This window comes from Serratia entomophila, assembly GCF_021462285.1.
Classification (GTDB): domain Bacteria; phylum Pseudomonadota; class Gammaproteobacteria; order Enterobacterales; family Enterobacteriaceae; genus Serratia; species Serratia entomophila.
In genome coordinates, this window is the sequence record NZ_CP082787.1 from 2913044 (window position 1) to 2931756 (window position 18713).

At 56.3% G+C, this 18713-nt stretch carries 13 protein-coding genes; 4 read left to right on the forward strand and 9 right to left on the reverse strand.

Features of this window, described 5'->3' with window-relative positions:
• Window positions 1-283: 283 nt before the first annotated feature.
• The 6 genes from KHA73_RS14220 to KHA73_RS14245 form a co-directional block, all read right to left on the reverse strand.
• A complete protein-coding gene (locus KHA73_RS14220) occupies window positions 284-2002 on the reverse strand; it encodes a hypothetical protein (RefSeq protein ID WP_234584989.1) in 1719 nt (572 codons plus the stop codon).
• A 66-nt stretch (window positions 2003-2068) separates the two neighbouring features.
• The gene (locus KHA73_RS14225) at window positions 2069-2920 is read right to left on the reverse strand and encodes an ATP-grasp fold amidoligase family protein (RefSeq protein ID WP_234584990.1); all 852 of its coding nucleotides are present in this window, start codon (window positions 2918-2920) and stop codon (window positions 2069-2071) included.
• A gap of 209 nt (window positions 2921-3129) precedes the next feature.
• A complete protein-coding gene (locus KHA73_RS14230) occupies window positions 3130-4410 on the reverse strand; it encodes a flippase (RefSeq protein WP_234584991.1) in 1281 nt (426 codons plus the stop codon).
• 516 nt (window positions 4411-4926) lie between these two features.
• A complete protein-coding gene (locus tag KHA73_RS14235; RefSeq protein WP_234584992.1) occupies window positions 4927-5886 on the reverse strand; it encodes an NAD-dependent epimerase/dehydratase family protein in 960 nt (319 codons plus the stop codon).
• Between the two features lie 179 nt (window positions 5887-6065).
• On the reverse strand, window positions 6066-6965 hold the full coding sequence (locus tag KHA73_RS14240; RefSeq protein WP_234584994.1) for a transcriptional regulator: 900 nt from the start codon (window positions 6963-6965) through the stop codon (window positions 6066-6068).
• Between the two features lie 778 nt (window positions 6966-7743).
• Window positions 7744-9138, reverse strand: a complete 1395-nt coding sequence (locus KHA73_RS14245; protein WP_234584996.1) for a NarK family nitrate/nitrite MFS transporter — start codon at window positions 9136-9138, stop codon at window positions 7744-7746.
• Window positions 9139-9478: 340 nt separating this feature from the next.
• On the opposite strand from KHA73_RS14245, the gene narX reads away from it, so the two are divergent.
• Entirely contained in the window at window positions 9479-11263 is a 1785-nt protein-coding gene (gene narX / locus KHA73_RS14250; RefSeq protein WP_234584998.1) for a nitrate/nitrite two-component system sensor histidine kinase NarX, read from the forward strand.
• 10 nt (window positions 11264-11273) lie between these two features.
• Complete coding sequence (narL, locus tag KHA73_RS14255) at window positions 11274-11924, forward strand: two-component system response regulator NarL (RefSeq protein ID WP_234584999.1); 651 nt, start codon at window positions 11274-11276, stop codon at window positions 11922-11924.
• Here narL and KHA73_RS14260 read toward each other — a convergent pair.
• Window positions 11921-13420 carry a YchO/YchP family invasin gene (locus KHA73_RS14260; RefSeq protein WP_234585001.1) on the reverse strand — a complete coding sequence of 500 codons (1500 nt, stop codon included), beginning with the start codon at window positions 13418-13420 and terminating at the stop codon, window positions 11921-11923. The two genes, narL and KHA73_RS14260, sit on opposite strands and share 4 nt — an antisense overlap.
• Before the next feature lie 394 nt (window positions 13421-13814).
• On the opposite strand from KHA73_RS14260, the gene KHA73_RS14265 reads away from it, so the two are divergent.
• Complete coding sequence (locus KHA73_RS14265; protein ID WP_234585003.1) at window positions 13815-14477, forward strand: prepilin peptidase; 663 nt, start codon at window positions 13815-13817, stop codon at window positions 14475-14477.
• On the opposite strand, the gene KHA73_RS14270 is transcribed toward KHA73_RS14265, so the two are convergent.
• The gene (locus KHA73_RS14270; protein ID WP_234585005.1) at window positions 14458-16068 is read right to left on the reverse strand and encodes a hypothetical protein; all 1611 of its coding nucleotides are present in this window, start codon (window positions 16066-16068) and stop codon (window positions 14458-14460) included. The two genes, KHA73_RS14265 and KHA73_RS14270, sit on opposite strands and share 20 nt — an antisense overlap.
• A 209-nt stretch (window positions 16069-16277) precedes the next feature.
• Between KHA73_RS14270 and KHA73_RS14275 the strand changes: the two genes are divergently transcribed.
• Window positions 16278-16838, forward strand: a complete 561-nt coding sequence (locus KHA73_RS14275; protein WP_234585007.1) for a YbhB/YbcL family Raf kinase inhibitor-like protein — start codon at window positions 16278-16280, stop codon at window positions 16836-16838.
• A gap of 180 nt (window positions 16839-17018) precedes the next feature.
• On the opposite strand, the gene KHA73_RS14280 is transcribed toward KHA73_RS14275, so the two are convergent.
• Complete coding sequence (locus tag KHA73_RS14280; protein WP_234585008.1) at window positions 17019-18593, reverse strand: ABC transporter substrate-binding protein; 1575 nt, start codon at window positions 18591-18593, stop codon at window positions 17019-17021.
• Window positions 18594-18713: the final 120 nt, after the last annotated feature.

Genomic DNA, 18713 nt, shown 5'->3' on the forward strand with positions numbered 1-18713 from the left:
AAGAGAAAGCGGGAGGCGAGATGGGCCGGCCGGGGGAAGTACCACCAAAGTATAGGATTGGGGGTTTAAGTTAATGCGTTGAAATTAAACATTAATTTACATTTAAACCGAAGAGGGGGGACGAGATGAACGGCGGATGGGGTATTTGGGGGTAGAGCACGTGCGGGGAGTGACTCCCCGCACCACATTCACAGGTTGCGATTGAGGTAATAGCGATTGTCGACCGCTATTGGTAATGACATCCCTCTATTGCACATTGAGCAGGCTGTAATTGGCGCATCGCTCAAATATCTGCGATATACCAGTCGCGGTGGTCGTCATCCTGATAAATGCCGTTACACCAAAAATCCAGACAAATCATTCTTTTCGTCAGCGCCAACCCCGCTTCGAATTTGATGCGATATTCGATCACTTGCGCATCCCCACGGCCCCTATCCTGGCGCCGAATCGATGTCGCCTCGGTCAGGGAACCCAGGCGCAACACATTCTGGCTTTTGGCATCGTCGATCCCTTGCGGGTAGTCGTAACTGGTACTGAACTGCAGAGTACCGGTTTTCTCCGCGGCCAGGTTGCCGCTGGCTTGCAAGGCGAATACCCGGATTTCGGCCGCCAGCATGCGCCCGCTCTCCAGGCCGCTATGCAGCAAGCCCGCACGCAGCACCAACTCTTGCCTGTGCGGATCGATCACCGTCATCCCTTTGCAATGTCGCACCTGCGGGTATCCGCCGATGCCTAAGCCCGGGCCACCGGGGCGCTTGCTGTCATCGCCAATGCACAAGCCGTCAAGCGTTACCCCCGACGGCGTCGACTGGGTCAGCTGCGCCCCTGCGGCCAGGTTGAATTGCGGATCGTTTATCAGGACGCCTGCACCGTTGCCCGATAAAAAGTGGACCGGCCGGGCCAACGCGAGCCTCGGGCTGTTAAACACGCAGGCGCCTCCGCTGCCGGCAGGGGTTTTAACAATAAAACGCAGGTTGCTATCGTCGCCCTGAACGCAGGCCGAAAAGGCATTCCATACCAGGGAAGCGCCGGGCGACGTGCCGAGTTGTGTGAGGTCAATCACTTGCTCATCGGTGCAACGCGCGGCGCTGCAGCTGTTCATGGTGATGCCGTTGCAGTTTCCGGCAATGTAAGGCGTACCCACATCGTCTGCGGCGGCATTGGCAATGCTGCTGCAGGCAAACGGCTGCGCGCTCTTAACCGGCTCGTACGCGTCATCCAGCGCAAACCCCAGGTAATACCCTTTGCTGCATTTCCACACATAGGGCGAGCCAACGTGCGTGCTGGCCCCCTGAATGCAACAGGCGTGGATACAGTTGCGGAACACTTCCCGGGTTAAAAAGCTGTTCCACTGGTGCGTGGCGCGGCCCACCTTCCAGCCGCGATAACAAACCCCTTCGATGCTTAAATGCTCACAGCCTGCATTTTGCACGTGTAAACCGACGCCAAACGTCGTTTTATTGTTTCTGAGCTCCAGGTTTTTCAACGCCAGCCCGCGGAAAAAGCCGCCGGAAAAGTAAAACCCCTGTTTCTCGGTATTGAAAACAATGACCGCGCCGTCATCGTTGGTGCCTTCAATGGTAATACCCAACTGTTGTCCGGTGACCAACGGCGTGAGATCGACGCCATCAGCCAGGAACAGCTGGCCGCTGAAAACAAGGTGTTTACAGGCGCGATGCGCATTCATAAATGCCCTACGGTCGTCCGACACCCCATCCAGCCTGGCGCCGAACCAACGGTAGTCTCCAGGCGCTGCGGCGTTGAACATGCGTTTCCAACGCTTGCCTTGGTGCGTAACAAGTATGCTGCCGCCGTCATCGCGGCTGGTCATATCGGTGTGATCGTAATAAAAGTCACCGCCGCCGTCTTTGCCGTCGGCGTAATAAGACGCAACGGCGATCCGTTGCCCCGGGAACGCCGGTTCCGTGGTTCTTAACGCCGCGATGCTCGGGCAGTTCGTCACCGGTTCTGCGCTCGTAGAAGTGGCGAAAATGGTCATCATCGTGATGTCCTTATGCAATAACAGGGAAACGCTTCCGAAGAAACCGGCTAATCCCCGTAGCGGTAATTACTCGTTGAAATAACTGCCCCACTCTTTTTCCACGCTTTTTGGCATGAAATGACAGAACCCGGCGCCAGGCGTAAACGTCAGCTCGCCAAAGTAAATTCGCCCTTCCACCTGATAGAAATCAACGCGCACGTATGAAAACTGCCTGGCGGTCAACTCTGCCAAACGGATCATTTCGTCTAATTTTTCTGGGCGACTGGCCGGCGTGAGGCTATTTTCCGTCATCCCCATGCGGATATTGGTTCTATTCCAACTGACATCGAACACGTCTCGACGGTGCTCGCCAAAGCGCTGATAATCCACCTGAATGAAGATGCAGATGTTCCCGTCACGATTAAAACAATGAAATTTAATATCGTTCGGTATTTCCCCATTATCCAACAGCAATCGCTCCGCCATAATTTGCGGAACAATATCCTGATAATGTTTTTCGCGGTATTGATAATAAAAATTGGCATTCAGCCAACTGGAAGAGAGATCGTACAACTCACCATAGCTGACCTGGTTTTTGTCAAACACCAATTTATTGTACCCGCTGCCGTGGTTGGCCTTCAGTACAAAAGAATCAGGCAGACTCTGATACATCTCATAGGTGAGTTCCTTGCCATGAGCATAGAGTTCGACCAGATACTCCTCTCCCCACAGCCCGGCGATAAACTCTCTGACTTTGTATTTATCCGACAGCGTAGTGTATATTTTTCTCGGGTAAACTTTGCGCCGCATTATCTTTTCATTAAAGCAGGTTGGGTGAGAAAGATGGGGGATCCTTTTAAAATGCATTGCGTACTTCACTTGATGATATAAGGCATCCGGAACGTGCTTATATAGACGCTTAACAAGATTGTACAACATAATCATTCCTTAACTTGCAGAAAAAAGGGTAGGTAAACTAGAGGGTAATGAGTGGCGAGTCGATTATCGCCGTAGGAAACCATTAAAATAAATCAATAAAAGCCAATGCGGCGTCTCCTTTCGCCGAAAAAAAAATAAGCATGGTTAAATAGAAGGGTTAATTCAAAGCATAATCATTAAAATATTGGCATGCGATAAGCCGGGCCGTCTTATTTTCGCTTAAGCTTTTTAATCAGCGGCGGAATGCAATAAAAGCAGCTAATTAGCAGCCGAGTGATTTTCCCCCGCTGGAAAAAGGCGTTAAGCACAAATAGAGACATAAATTCGGAAAACAATGTCGATATCGCCGCGCCCATCAAGCCGTAACGCGGTATCAGTAAAATATTCAGCACGACATTGATCACGGCGACAATTGGCATTTTAAGCGCGATGAAGCGATAGCCGGAGAACAATACCATGCTTCTGTAGGAAACGGTGCCCAGCGCGCCAAACATCGCAGTCAGGGTGCAGACGGCCAAAATGGCGGCCGACGGCTGAAATTCTGCGCCGTATAACAGTTCAATCACCGGTTGCGCAAACCAGACGAAAAACAGCAGTACCGGCAGAGATATCATCAGCACGATCAGGTTGAGCAGCCGGATCCGATACGCCTGTTCCTCAGGCTGCCTGCTGCCCGCAATGCCGGGCATCAGCGAGGTAATCATCGCCATGGGAACGAACACCCACCCCTGCGCCAACGTTGTCGCCGCACTGTACCAGCCGACCGCCTGAGTGCCGAGCATATTGCCCAGCATGAGTTGGTCTATCCGGGTATAAATGACGATCGATAAGCTGGATACCGCCAGCGGCAGGCCCACGCTGAACAGGTATTTTTCATAACTTTTGATTAACCGGCGCGGGGCGGCGATCTGCGCGCGGTTTTCACGGCAAAACATCCAGCGCCTGACCAGATAAGGTATCGCGCTGCTGACGATATAAGGCACAGCGAACCACGCCAAACTCAGTTCGGCATGAACCAACCCCAGGCGCAGCAGGATAGACAATATCAGCACGGCGTTGTTGATAATGGTATTGCGCTTCGATTTCAACGTGGCGTCATAGTAAATCTTGTAGACGTCCTGCACGGAGAAATAGGCGCTGGCCAGCATCAGCACCAGCATTACCACCTCGGTGGTATCGCGGAACAGGAGTTGCCAAACCAGCAAGGGCAGCGCCGCCAGCAAAAATAGCCTGCGCCGGATGCGCATCGAAGCCATCATCAGACGAATACCGCTGGCGCGCCTGCGCGCGATGCGGTTAAAAATGATGCTATCGGCCCCCAGCTGGGCCAAGGGCACCAGCACCGCCACCGTCGCCAACAGGTAATTAATGGCGCCAAACTGGCCAGGCCCTAAATAACGAGCAACATAGATAGAAACGAAAATTCCGGACAGGCTCAGGGAAATGCGCTCAACCATCAGCCACATGGCATTAACGAGAATCGCCTTCATCCCTTCTGTAAACCTCTTGCCGGCGATACTGGCGGGAAAACGCAAGCCCGGCCAATCTCAATTGCTTTAACAGTGTACAAATCCGCTCCTATGGCCATCATGCAGGCCCACCCGCAAATACGGATCCGCCCTGCGGGCAAACGCGCTAAGCCATTGTTATTACCACTATCAAACCGGCGATGCAATCCTCCTTTCCTCCACGGCGGCCTGCACTTTTCCCACCGGCAATTCGCCGGCCCGGCACTGCCTTGTTGTCAAAGGGGAATGGCAAGCCAAGCCCATTTGCTCCATTAAAAGGTTGCATCCCTGCCGCCGGCGTGATGCCGGCCCTTCCCTCACTGTCCGCGCGGCGCGCCGACAGATTAACCCCTTGCCCCGTCTCTATATAAAATCACGCTACCGCCCTTGGGTTACAGCTCCCAATGTGCATGTTTTATTTTTGAACGACGCGCAATTAATTCGGCTCTCCAACCGTTAACTGCGATAAGTCATTGCCTTTACGAGAGCGCTTTATTTCTATTTAACCCGCTCGTACCTAATGGTTCTTTCTATGGCCGAAGTCAGATCCACGGGGGCGACAAATCCATTGCTGACGCTGCTTTTAAATTGCGTCCTGGTGCAAAAATCCCTCACCAGGCTGCGATTGATAAGAAACTTTTTTCGGCTTATTTTGCTCAGCACATCAAGCGCTGCTGCGCCACAGATCCCCAAAAAATAGGGGATATGCATGCTTTTCCTATTTTTCCCCAACGAAGAAGAGATGGCGGCTATCCATTCATTTACCGTCATATCCGGCTTATCGGCGTAGTTGCTGATGTGGTAGAGCGGCTGGAGATCCAATTCATATTCCAGCTTGGCGGCGATGTTTTCGACATACGACATGGACTTCATGTTTTTACCGCTGCCGATCATCACCAGGCGGCCGCTGGCGATGCGATAAAGCAGCGTATACAGAGCGTCATAATGGCCTTCGCCGAAGACTTCCGTCGGGCGAATGATCGCCAACTTATTGCCGTTATCGGCCCGGCGCCAGGCCTCATACACATACTCGGCCTCGAGCTTGGATTTACCGTAGTGATGCAGGGGCAAAATATCCCCTTCCTCATCGATCTCCCGTTTGACCGGGACGTAAACATCCACCGAGGAGGTGAAGATAATCTGGCGAATATCCAGCAGCGACGCCATCATGCACAGATTGCGGGCGCCCTGAACGTTAACCTGATAATGCAACGCGGAAGAATGAGTGCCGTTTTGCTCCGCCGCGGCGAGGTTGATCAGCGCGTCGCACCCTTTCAAAGGCTTAAGCAATGTCTGCGGCTCGGTCACGTCACCGTAGTGGTGCAGACCGGGAAACTGCGGGCTTGGCTGTTTATCAATAATCGTCAAACTGAGATCGCTACGCGCATTCAGACGTTTCACCAGACGGGTTCCTATAAAACCGGAGCCGCCGATAATTGCTACTTTACGCTTATCCATAATTTGTCACTCAGCCAGGTTTCCCATTATTTCCACCTCATATGAGGTGGAACGCCAATACGCGTTAGATAATGCAATCCAGACTGAACACATTTCGCAAGGCTTTCAAATAACAAATAATGAAATAAGCGCGTTAGGAATCGGTGAAATTTTCAATACAAGTGAAATTTTAACGGCGATTAATTCTTAACCTCGTAAGCGACCTGATACTGCACGGTTTTATTAGGCAAAATGAGATTAATCTTACCATGCACGGCAGCCGCCGTTGTCTCATATTTCATGGTGTCCTTTCCCTGTTTAGGATCGACGCATTCAATCGTCGCCTGGGCCATCCTTCCCCCCTCATAGAGGCAAAGCAGCGTCTGCGGGATGTCGTTTTGCGCGTTATTCAGCGTCAGCGTCAACATCACGCGCGTGTTGTTTTGAATATCATTAATCATCGGCGGCCGGGTTTGATTCCCCAGCACATAGGAGAAATGCGAGATAACCAGCAATGATAAAAACACCGCCAGGTACTTCACCGCGATGGTTGTTGGCATAGAGAAAAAGCCGCGTAGCATCGTCACCTTGCTAACCTCGGGGCCTTTTTTAACCTCAGGCGCCGATGTCGATTTCTCGGCGGATTTTTTCGCTACATGGCTATCCGGCGATTCATCTATTTCCGCATTCAGACTCTCATTATTATCGTTATTTTCAGACATTTCTGCTTGCGTATTTTCATTATCAACACCTTCATCAACCCATATTTCATCACCCTCCAATTCATCTTCTTCGGATATAAAGTGAAATGCTGCCCTATTCTCCACCTTATAACCCAAACGAGGAATGGTTCTAATAATCGTGTGCCCCGTGTCGTCAATTTTCTGACGTATCGATTTAATTGTTTGATTTATGGTTGAATCTGAACAATATGTCCCTTTCCAAATATTTTCTATAATTTCCGTTCGGCTAACCAGTTCTGGGGACTTGTCGACAAGGAGTGAAAGGATCTGATACTCCTTCCAGCGCAGGCGAAACTTTTTCCTGGTGGGCGTCAGCACATCGAGATTCCTAATCTTTATTCTTTTATCAAGATTCACTATTAATTTCCTTAGCGTGCTTGTCCTGTACACTTTGTATAGAAACATGAAAAAATGTTCAAGAAATTAAATGTAAACCCAATACCTTGAGTCATAGGATATTTTCTTTTATAAAAACCTTCCGATTTCATTTTTCACATCCCTTCATATAAGTAAGCGCCATTTATCCCAATGGCGAATCATCCCTGTTCGGCAGCATGGAGTATCCTCACGATTGCCGGCAATGAAATCAGACATCACACTGATAACAAAAGCAAAAGCGACACAACCCGCACCTCATCCATCATGTGAAATTGTGAAATCGTTAAAGCACAACAATTAAACACAACTTCCCCCTGCCTTTTTGGCGCCAGATAGCCTACAAAAAGCCAGCAAAAACAGAATGAGAGTTGTCTGATTTAATCGGCATGACAGATATTAGGGATGCGATGCGCCATTTACGGAAGCGCTAATTGACGGCACTAAGACATGAAATAATAAATAAGGTATAGGATAGCTATTTCCATGCCGTACACCTGATTATTGCCCTGAGTTTGGTTCTAAAAACCTCGGGTCAATAAAAACAAAACACAGCATCAATAAAATATTACCGGGCCACCGAAAAAAGAGGAGAAAATAGATACGACTATAAAAAAAGAAAAGTGCGGCAAGCAAGAATAAGAATTTTACCTAAATACAGAAAATTTCACTGAGAGGAAGCAAGACTATCGCCGGCGGTGAAGATGAAGATAATGACAAGCGGCCCCCTCCACGGAGAGGGCCTGCGGCCATAATAACGTCAGACCCTTTTTTTGCGGCCGTATACCGCCCAGGTGATCACGACGCAAAGGACATAGAACACCAGAAAAATTTTCATCGCGCCGGCGGGCGAACCGGTCAACGCCAATGAGGTGCCGAATGCCTGAGGAATAAAGAAACCGCCGGCAGCGCCGATGGCCGAGATAAAGCCCAGCGCGGCGGCGGAGTCCGTAACGGCTTCGCGCTGTGCGCTTTCATCGCTGCCGCCCGCCGCTTTAACGCGCTCGACGGTGATTTTGCGAAAGATCACGGCAATCATCTGGAAAGTCGACCCGCTCCCCAGCCCGGCGGTCAGGAACAGCAGCATAAAGACGCTATAGAAGGCGATAAAGGAACCGGGATGCGCGCCGCCCGGCAAAGTGAAGAACAGCAGTGCGGCAAATACCGCCATCAGTACGAAGTTGATCAACGTCACCTTTACCCCGCCAAAACGATCGGACAACGCCCCGCCTGCCGGCCGCGCCAGCGCCCCCAGGAAGGGGCCGAAGAAGGCATAGTGCAGAATGACCACGTCCGGGAACTGCGTTTTTGACAGCATGGCAAAACCGGCGGAAAAACCGATGAACGAACCGAAGGTGGCGAGATACAGCAGGCTCAACACCCACAGATGCCCACGCTTCAGCACCGGCAGTTGCTGGCGCAGAGAAGCCTTGGAGGCCGCCAGATCGTTCATGCCAAACCAGGCGGCCAACGTGGCGAACAGCAGAAAAGGCACCCAGATCCAGGCGGCGTTTTCCAGCCATAGCTGGCTGCCGTCCTGCTGGCTTTGCGCCGTGCCGCCAAACAGACCGAACATGGCGAAAGAGATTGCCAAGGGAGCGACCAGCTGCATCACGCTAACGCCCAGGTTGCCCAACCCGCCGTTCAGCCCCAATGCGCCGCCCTGCCGGGCCTTGGGAAAGAAGAAGCTGATGTTGGCCATGCTGGAGGCGAAGTTGGCGCCGGCAAAACCGCACAGCAGCGAAATAACGACAAATACGCTGAACGGCGTGCTGCTGTCCTGTACCGCAAATCCCAGCCACAGGCAGGGGATCAGCAGAAAACAGGTGCTGATGGCGGTCCAACGTCGGCCGCCGAAAATCGGAATGACGAACGAATAAGGCACCCGCAGGATGGCGCCGGAAACCGAAGGCAGCGCGGTCAGTAAAAATAGCTGGTCGGTAGTGAAATTGAAGCCAACCTTGTTCAGGTTAACCGCCACCGCGCTGAACAACATCCAGACGCAGAAGGCCAACAGCAGACAGGGAATGGAAATCCACAGATTACGGCTGGCGATGCGCTGGCCGCGCTCTTGCCAAAAAGCGCTGTCTTCAGGACGCCAGTCCTGAATGACCGCACCGGTTTTCTTTGATGATGGCGTTGCAAATTGCGACATAAAAACCTCAAACACGGAGAATCACTTCGCACACCCTAGGGGGCGCCCCCTGCGGCAAAGTTGATGTATATCAACGCAGGTGCAAGTAGTTGACGCACGAAAACCCCCTCTCCGCCCTTTATGAGTACGGGATGAATGTTAATAAAAAATATAAAAATCAATTGATTAACTGATTTATTTTTTAGCGGTGACCGCACATTCGCGCAAAGCGGAAACTAGTGGGTACTTCATTCGAGGTATGGGGTTATGCTCAGGGATAAGGAAAAATAGCGCTGAACCTTGACTTACCTTGCCTCCGCCGCCTGCGGCGGTCGCTTCTTTTCCCTGGGGAACCCCGTATATGAAACGCCTGCTGGCTCCACTTTCCATCGTTAACCAGGTCGCTCTGCTGATGTTGCTGCTGGGCATTCTGGGGGTGGCCGGCATGGGGATTTCCGCCTGGATGTCGCAAAGCATCCAGGGTAACGCGCATGCCATCAACAAGGCCGGCTCGCTGCGCATGCAGAGTTATCGCCTGCTGGCGCAGGTGCCGCTGGACGCGCGCCATGAGGCGCTGATTCACGAGCTGGAACAAGATGAAAACAGCCCCGACCTGCGGCGTTCCGTTGAACAGGAAGGGCTGGCGCAACCCTTCGGCGCCCTGCGCGATTACTGGCGGCTGACGCTGCAGCCGCAGCTGCGCGCGGCTCAACGTCCCGCCGACGCTGCGCCACAGGTTGCGCACTTCGTTCGCCTGGTGGACCAGCTGGTGTCGGATATCGACAAACAAACCGAACGGCGGTTGCTGATGGTGACGCTGGTGCAGGCGGGATTCATCGCCCTGACGCTGCTGCTGTTGATCGGCACTACCTGCTACCTGCGCCGCCGGTTGCTTCACCCCTGGCGACAGCTGGTGGAAATGGCGCTGGCGGTCGGTCGCGGCGACTTCAGCCGCCGTTTTGCCCAGCGCGGCCACCAGGATGAAATGGCATCGCTTGGCGGCGCGCTGAACACCATGTCCGACGAGCTGTCCGCCACCTACAGCGGGTTGGAGCAGCGAGTGGCGGAAAAAACCGCCGATCTGCAGCAGAAAAACCAAGTGCTGAGCTTCCTGTATCGCGCCAGCCGCCAGCTGCACGCCAGTGAACCGCTGTGCAGCCGTTTGACGCCGATACTCAATCAGCTGCAAGCGCTGACGCCGCTGCGCGCCATCCAGGTGCGGCTGTACGAAAACGACAGCCAGCAGCCCCTGTTGCAATTGAGCGGCAACCAGCCGCTGCGGCCGGAACACTGCCACAACCCGGTCTGCAGCGCCTGCCTGCACGACAGCGACCGCCAACAGGACGACAACCCTTCCCTGAGCTGGAGCCTGAGCGACAAACTGGGCGACTACGGGGTGATCGTGGCGCAACATTCGCCGCATCGGCCGCTGAACGACGATCACCGCCAACTGATCAATACCCTGGTCGAGCAGTTGACCAGCGTGCTGGCGATAGAACGCCAGGTCGATCATCAGCAGCAGCTGATGCTGATGGAGGAACGGGCGGCGATTGCGCGCGAACTGCACGACTCTATCGCTCAATCGTTGTCCTGCCTGAAGATGCAAACGGCCTGCCTGCAAATGCAGGGGAGTGAACTTTCCGCCGACAGCCAGGCGCTGGTGCGGCAAATGCGGGAAGAGCTGAACGGCGCCTATCGCCAACTGCGCGAGCTGCTGACCACCTTCCGCCTGCGTTTGACCGAACCCGGTCTGTTGGCCGCGCTGCAGTCCACGGTGGCGGAATTCACCCCCAAACTGGGTCTGACTATCGCGCTCGACTACCAGTTGGGCCCGCGCACTGTTCCTGCCTATCAGGCCATCCATTTGCTGCAAATCGCCCGTGAAGCGTTAAGCAATATCCACAAACACGCCGCTGCCAGCGAGGTGAGCATCCAGGTGTTAAACAAACGCGGCGAAGTGACGCTGCGCGTCTGCGATAACGGCCGCGGCCTGCCTGCGGAAACCTCGCGGCCCGATCATTATGGCTTGATCATCATGCGCGACCGCGCCAAAAGCCTGCACGGCCGCTGCGAGATCTTGCCGCGCAGCGGCGGCGGCACCGAGGTTCGGGTGACCTTCAAACCTGACAACCACGCCATCGATTAACGGAGACCACATGACGACTGAAACCGCCGCCACCATTTTGCTGATAGACGACCACCCGATGTTGCGCAACGGCGTTAAACAGCTGATCGGCATGGATGAACGTCTGCAGGTCATCGCCGAAGCCAGCAATGGCGAACGGGGTGTGACCTTGGCTGCGCAATATGATCCGGACCTGATCCTGCTCGATCTGAACATGCCGGGCATCAACGGGCTGGAAACTCTCGATCGCCTGCGCCAAACCGATTTGTCTGGCCGTATCGTGGTGTTCAGCGTGTCAAATCATGAAGACGATGTCGTCAGCGCATTGAAACGCGGTGCCGACGGCTATCTGCTGAAAGACATGGAGCCGGAAGACCTGCTGAAAGCCTTGCATCAGGCGGCGGCCGGGCAAATGGTGCTCAGCGAGGCGCTAACGCCGATCCTGGCCGCCAGCCTGCGGGAAAACCGCCCCAGCGCCGAACGCGATATCCAGCAATTGACGCCGCGTGAACGCGACATTCTGAAGCTTATCGCCCAGGGGTTGCCCAATAAGCTGATTGCCCGCCGGCTGACCATCACCGAAAGCACCGTCAAGGTACACGTTAAACACCTGCTGAAGAAAATGAAGCTCAAGTCTCGCGTTGAGGCCGCCGTTTGGGTGCTGCAGGGCAAAAACGGCTAATCGCCGTTCAACGGCCCGGTTTGCGCCGGGATGATAGGCGGTGTCAGCGTTTTCACCGGCGGCAGATCGGCCCCTTCGCCAGCGTCCAGCCTCAGCGGCGGCGTCACTTTAAGTTCGATCCAGTTGGACGTCACGCGTTGCTGTTTATCATCCTCCAGCGTGACCGACAGGCGGTAGCTGTTGGCGGCGCCCGGGGCGTCATCCCACTTCGGCACGATCAGGGTCCACCCTCGTGGATCATTGGCGTTGCGCGACGGCGTCAGGCTCAAGGCCTGGGTATCGCCCTGCCAACTGACCTGGGTGATGCCGTTCACCGCTTTGATTTCCAGCGCCAACGGCAGCGTTTCGCCTTCCTGCAGGCTCCAGGGCGGCGTAGCCAGGAACACCTGCAACGTCTTGCGCTGGCGGAACTCCAGCACCGGCACGTTTTTTCGCTCGATGTTGTCATAGCGGCTGCCGCGTAGCGATTTGGCTTGCGCCACGTATTCCGGCGAGATTTGTTTAATCAGCGGCACGCCAAGCCGGTAACTCAGCGCCAGTTCGACCTGCTCCTGGCTTTGCCCGCCTTCGCCGATCTTGTGCAGCGCTTTTACCGTCACCAGCGGAACCGGGGTGTAATTTAGCCCCAGCTGCATGGCGCGCGGGTCATTTTGCTTTTTGCCGCTGCCAAACAGGTCGACGTTTTTCCCCAGATACTGCTCATAACTGAGCGAACCGCCGATCTGGCGGTAAAACGGCAGGTAACCCTGAGTGGTGATGTCGTACCCGCGCGCCGGTCTGCTGAAGAACACGGCATCGTTCGGCTGCTGCGCCAACGCCGACAGCGGATAGTAATAGTTGGCGGAGAAACGCAGGTAGTCCCCCCAGGCCTCGGCGCCAAGGCTGGCGCGGTTGCGCTGCCTGGCGAAATCGCTGTCGAGCACCGTGTTGTAACCCAACAGCCAGTCACCGGCGACCCAACGTTGCCCCAGGCCGAAATTGCCCAATGACCCTTCCGTTTGCTGCAGCAAACCGACCTGGCTGTAGGTCAACAGCCCGTCCACGTCGAGCAAGGGGCTGAACAGCTGGCCGCTGCTGCCGGTAAAATCCCCGTGGTCGGAGACCTTCAACGCCATGGTCGCCGTGCCCAACGGCGACAACAGTGCCTGCGCTTGCTGTTGCAGCGCATCGGTTGCCTGCCCCAGAGCATAATTTTGGGCGCGGGTGCGCACCTGCTGGCCGGAAACGTTGTTCAGATCGCGCTCCCCCAGCTGCTTGGCCATGGTCGCCCACTCTTTTTCACGCGCCGCATCGTCCGACGCGCCGCCCAGTTCGGGCAAGCGGTCGGCGTCATGTTGCTGCGATACCGCGTCCGGCGCAGGGGGGGATTCGGCGCGAACGGGCGACGCACCGCTCAGCCATAGGATCGGCGATGCCAGCAGCGCCGCCGGCAGACGATGAAACCAGGGGGTTATCTTGCTTGTCTTGTTGCGTACTGCCTGAATAACGTCTGTCATAACACTCTCGCCGCCCCCATCCGCGGAGCACGGCGAATCAACCTCTTTTGCTGCCGTCATTCCCGGCGGCAGACAACCAAACCTTTACACACTCTAGCACAGGACCGTGCCGCCTTCAGGCGATCCCCGCTTTCAAACGCGCGCCATCCACCCCCTAGGCTAGCGGCTTTACCATGAGAAACAATCGGATAAAACCCAATCACATCAAGTGACGTCGTCACTAATTCCTTTTCCTTAGCCGCGGCGCCCTGCGCAATGCCATGTGCCGGCACGCAACGGGCGGCCAGGAAATGCGCGCCGTTACGCAATTTGAAGGTTCGCCGGGCCAACGGCGTAATGAAATGAACATTTTGCCGGTATTTTGAACGCCAATACCTTTGATGACGGGATCCTGATGTCTGCTTACCTGCACCATGCGCTGTTTAGCGCCGCTTTATGGCCGGCAACGGCCATCGCCGCCTGGTTGGCGGCCAAATTCATACCGCGGCAAGATAGCGCCCCGCAGCCGTTAGGCTGGCGAAAGATAACGCTGATTGCCGCCTGCGCCGGGCTAACGGCCCTGCCTTTCGAGGTTTCCTGGCAGCAACGGCTCTGGCTGCTGCCGGTAATCACGCTGCTTGTGGCATTGGCGCTGACCGACTGGCGGCGCCAATGGCTGCCGGACCGCCTGACCCAGCCGCTGTTGTGGAGCGGGCTGCTGTGCAATTTGAACCAGGGATGGGCGCCGCTCCCCGAGGCGGTGATCGGCGCCGCCGCGGGTTATCTGTCACTGTGGTTGCTCAATGCCCTCTACCTGAAAATGCGGCGTCGGGCGGGCATCGGCCAGGGTGATTTTAAACTGCTGGCGGCGCTGGGCGCCTGGGCCGGCTGGAGCGCGCTGCCGCTGCTGGTGAGCATTGCCGCCGCCGCGGGATTAGGCGTTACGCTGGTGCGCTGCCTGCTGGGCAATGTGGCCTGGCGTGCGCCATTGCCCTTTGGCGTTTATCTGGCCGCCGCCGGCTGGCTGGTGCTGTTGCTGAACGCCGGCCCGCCCCCGGTCAACTTTTCAGGGCGTTAATCAGGCGATTAAGCAAGCCCGCGACCTCGGCGGTGGTGGCCGATGCCGGGTTGCCCAGCGGCTGAACCGCCGTGAGTTTGGCCGCCGACAGCATTTCATCGCTGCAGATCTCCAGCACGTCGGCCGGCGGCGCGGCCAACGTCGCGCCATTCGGCCGCCAATAGCTGCCGCGCGTGGTCTGCACCTGATAGCTGCCGAAGCCAAAATCCTTGTCAACGCGATAATAAATTTCGCAGCTGAGCGGCCCGGTGCGGCGCAAACTGAATGCGCCTTGCGCGCTGTGGCTGCCCTTGTTGGCGACGAAGGCGGTCGCCTGCGAAGACAAATCAAAGGTGATGTACAAATCGCAAGCCAACACCCGGGTGCTGACGCCCTGCTGGAGAGTAATGCGCGTGGTCGGTTGACGATCCGGTGCGGTCAGGGTGCCAAGAAAAGTCCACGACGCTTGCTTGGAGATATTGCGCGGCAAATGATGGCTGGTGGCGCTGGGCGCAATGCCCCGCGCGCCCTCGCTGTCCATCACCTCGACGCCGCTCAGGAAAGAGGTGACATCCACGCTGCTCTTGCCGGTTACCGGTACGCCGCCGTTGTAAAGGTTGCTGAACGTCACTTCGGTATTGTTGCTGCAGGCGGCGATTGCCGCCGGAAATGCCGCTGCGCCGCCGGTGTAAAGATTCAGTTGGCCAATGTCCCAACGCGATTCGTTGATAAAACGGCAAAGCACGGCTCCACTGTCAACGTTGTGCGCATCCTGAATATTGATGTTGCCAATCGAACCCTGAGCAAAATTGGTGGCAAGCACGCTGACGTTGGCGCCGCGCTTCACGTTGCGGTTCTCGCAACCCAATGACGCGATCGTGCCGTTAAAATCGGCAAAGCAGTAGATATCGCCAGCGCAATCATCCGCCGCCAGCGAGCCCAGCGTGGAATAAAAGCCGGAAATCATATAGGCCTTGCCCTTGGCGCGGTTGGCAAACAGGCCATCGATAAAGTTGGTGGTGCCGGATTTATCCATCCACAGCACCCCGTCCCCCGGGCGGCTGATATTGGCTTCCATTTGCACGTTCACCAGCCAGTTGATGAACATGTCGCCCGAAACAAACAGGGAATACCCGCCGACGTTGGTATAGATATCGCGAATATCGAACTTGGTCATGTTGCGGCCGCTGAACCACACGCCGTGGCTGTCGGTGGCGGAGCTGTCATCCTTTAGCGTCAGGCCGTGCAGCGTGAGGTTGGCGAAGCCTTTCACCACAATAACCGCTTTTTTGGTTTCGCCCTGATCGTTGGTGTAGCTGCTGTCCGCCGTTTTGACGATTTTAGTCGCCCGGCCCAGCCCAACGACCCGCAGGCCAACGCCGGCGTAGATATCCGTGGTGGTCTGGATCAGCACATGCCCGGCCACCGTATAGACCCGTTTGCCGAGCGACAGGGTGCCGCCGGCCTGCAGCGCCGCCGCGGCGGCCTTATTGATCGCCGGCGCCCAGTCGGCGCCGTCGCTGTCCTGATAGTATTGTTCCGGCGTGACTATTTCACCCGTGGCCATCGCCGCCGCCGAGCGCGCGGTTGGGTAGCTTCCATTGTTCGTCATATCTTTCTCCTTATTCGCCGCGTTCAATGCCGTCATGACGCTGAAAATACCGACGTTCATCAAGAAAGTTATGAAATTTCATCTTATTTCACTCTGGCACAACGTTAACAACCGCCCCCACTGTTATAGCCAACTCTTTAGCCGGGTGTAATGGCGGTGGCGGGCAAGCATCGCTATGCTTTGCCTGTTACGTCACGGGAGACTTCACTATGGTTCGTGGTTTATCGACTTTGGCCTTGAGCGGCGCGCTTTGCCTGGCGCTGCCGGGTGCCGCGCAGGCCGCCGGCGTGTTTACCCTCAGCTCGCCGGCGTTTCAGGACGGCGGGCTGTTGGCGCAAAAATATGCCGGCGCCACGCCGGGCAACGCCAGCTGCACCGGGGAAAATGTTTCACCGCCGCTGAGCTGGGCCAACCCGCCTTTGGGCACCAAGAGCTTCGCACTGCTGTTGTCCGACCCGGAAGGCCGTGGCGGCCTCGGCGTCAGCCACCTGGTCGCCTATGGTATCCCAGCCTCTGCCGGCGCTTTTGCCGCAGGCGAACTTACCCAGGGCAAGGGCTTTGTCGGCGGTAAAAATTCACCGGGCACCCAGGCCTATCACGGCCCTTGCCCACCGGCCGGCTCGGGCTTTCACCACTACACTTTCGTGCTGATCGCCACCGATCTGCCGCCCGATGCGCTGAAAGCGGGACTGACCCGAGAGCAGCTGCTGGCGGCGCTGCAGGACCACGCCAAGGGCGCAGCCGGCATTATTGGCCGTTTCGGGCAATAAAAACGCGTCCAATCAGCACACTCCACCGCTGCGGCAAACATGCTGAAAGGACGCCTTTTCTCCCCATCGTTGCGCGGCCTGCCTGCGGATGGGGCATATCTCGCACCCGAAAGAGGCAGGATGCGCTTTTTCCGCTGCTGCAGGCGCCGCAGCAGTACCCTGCAAAAGCCGTGCCGAGCCTTATTTACTCACTTTGTCCAGATACAGCATGCTGTTGGCGATATCCACGTGGGCATCCTTGACCTCGTCGCGCAGCGCCACCAGCGTTTGCCCCTGCAGCGCCACCACATAGGGCGAGCTGGCCTGCAGTTCACGCTGCAGCACGCCATAGCGCGCGCTGCGTTTGGCGCCGTCGCCCTCCGCCGCCGCCGCGCGGGTTTCTGCACTGATTGCCGGAATGCTCCATTGGGTGCGCCAGGCCAGGGTTTTCGGCCCGTCAGGCACGTTGTAAGCGAAGGCGCTGGCGTTGGTGTTGGGGTCCAGATAATCGGCGCCCCAATAGGTGAATATCGCCTGGAAATCCCGGCCGCGCATTTTGCCCCACAGGTCGCTTTCCACCACCGGGTGAATATCCAACTGCAGCCCGGCTTTGGCGAAACTGGCCTGCAGCGCCTGCGCGATATCGGTATACGGCGGCTGGTTGATGACGATCAGATCGATACGCGTGCCTTCGGCAATGCCGGCGTCATGCAGGATCTGCCTGGCCTTGGCCACATCAAGCTTAAAGGGTTGGTCGGCGATGGCGCCGTCCAGCCCTTGCGGCAGAAACGCCTGGTGCACCCGGTATTGCCCCTTCAACAGCCGATCGGCGATCGTCTGATAGTCCACCAGCCAACGCGCCGCCTGCCATAGCGCCGGTTTGCCCAACGCCGCGTTCTGCTGGCTGCCGGTATTGAAGCCGAGATAATACACCTTGGGCGAGTCCTGCTGTTCTATGCGCACGCCCTGCTCCTTGCGCAGCGATTCGAACTGATCGGCGCCCAGATCGTAGGCCACGTCGGCATCGCCCCTGAGCAGCAACAGCCTGCGGGTGCCGGCGTCGTTGACGTTCTTCAGCAACACCGTTTTCAGCTTCGCCTGCGGCTGGGCACGATCGTTGCGGCTGAGCAGCAGCGCTTCATGCGGCACATAGTTGCTCACGCTATAGGGGCCGCTGCCGGCAGAATGGTTGCGCAGCCAGCCGTTGCCGTAGTCGCCTTGCCGCGCCTGGGCGTTCAGCAGTTTTTCATCGACGATGGACGCCACCGGCGCAGTCAGCAAACGCAACGCCAGTTCACTGCCGATATTGGCCGGCCAGCTTAGCTGCAGTTGGTTGTCCCCCTGTTTTTTCAGTTGGCTTTCCACGTTGTCCGGCGTCCAGCCAAATTCGCCCAGAATGAATGACGGCGCCTTATTCAGCTTCACCGCCCGCACCAGCGAGAAAATGACGTCTTCGGGGCGCAGCGGGTTGCCGGAGGCAAAACGCTGATTATCCTTCAGGGTAAAAATCAGGCTGTGGCCGTCGGCTCCCGCCTGCCAACTGCCGGCCGCATCCGGCGCCAACTTTTGCGGCGTAGCGCGATCCGGCGCCACCAGGCGCTGGTACAGGTTAACCAGATTGGCCGAACTGACGGTTTCGAAGCTTTCAGCCGGATCGAGGCTGATAATACCTTCCAACGAACTGACCACCACCAGCGTATCCTTTGGCGTAGCCGCCTGGGCGCCGAGACTCGTCGCCAACAGGCTACACAGCAGGGTTGGGATTAGCCTTTTCATCAATGCACTCTCCAGAATCACGCGGTTGCGCTATTTTTCGAGTGTATGAGGCCGGCGGGAACAGAAGAACCACTATAAATTGCTTTATTTATTACGTAGATGAATATACCCGCCGCAGAA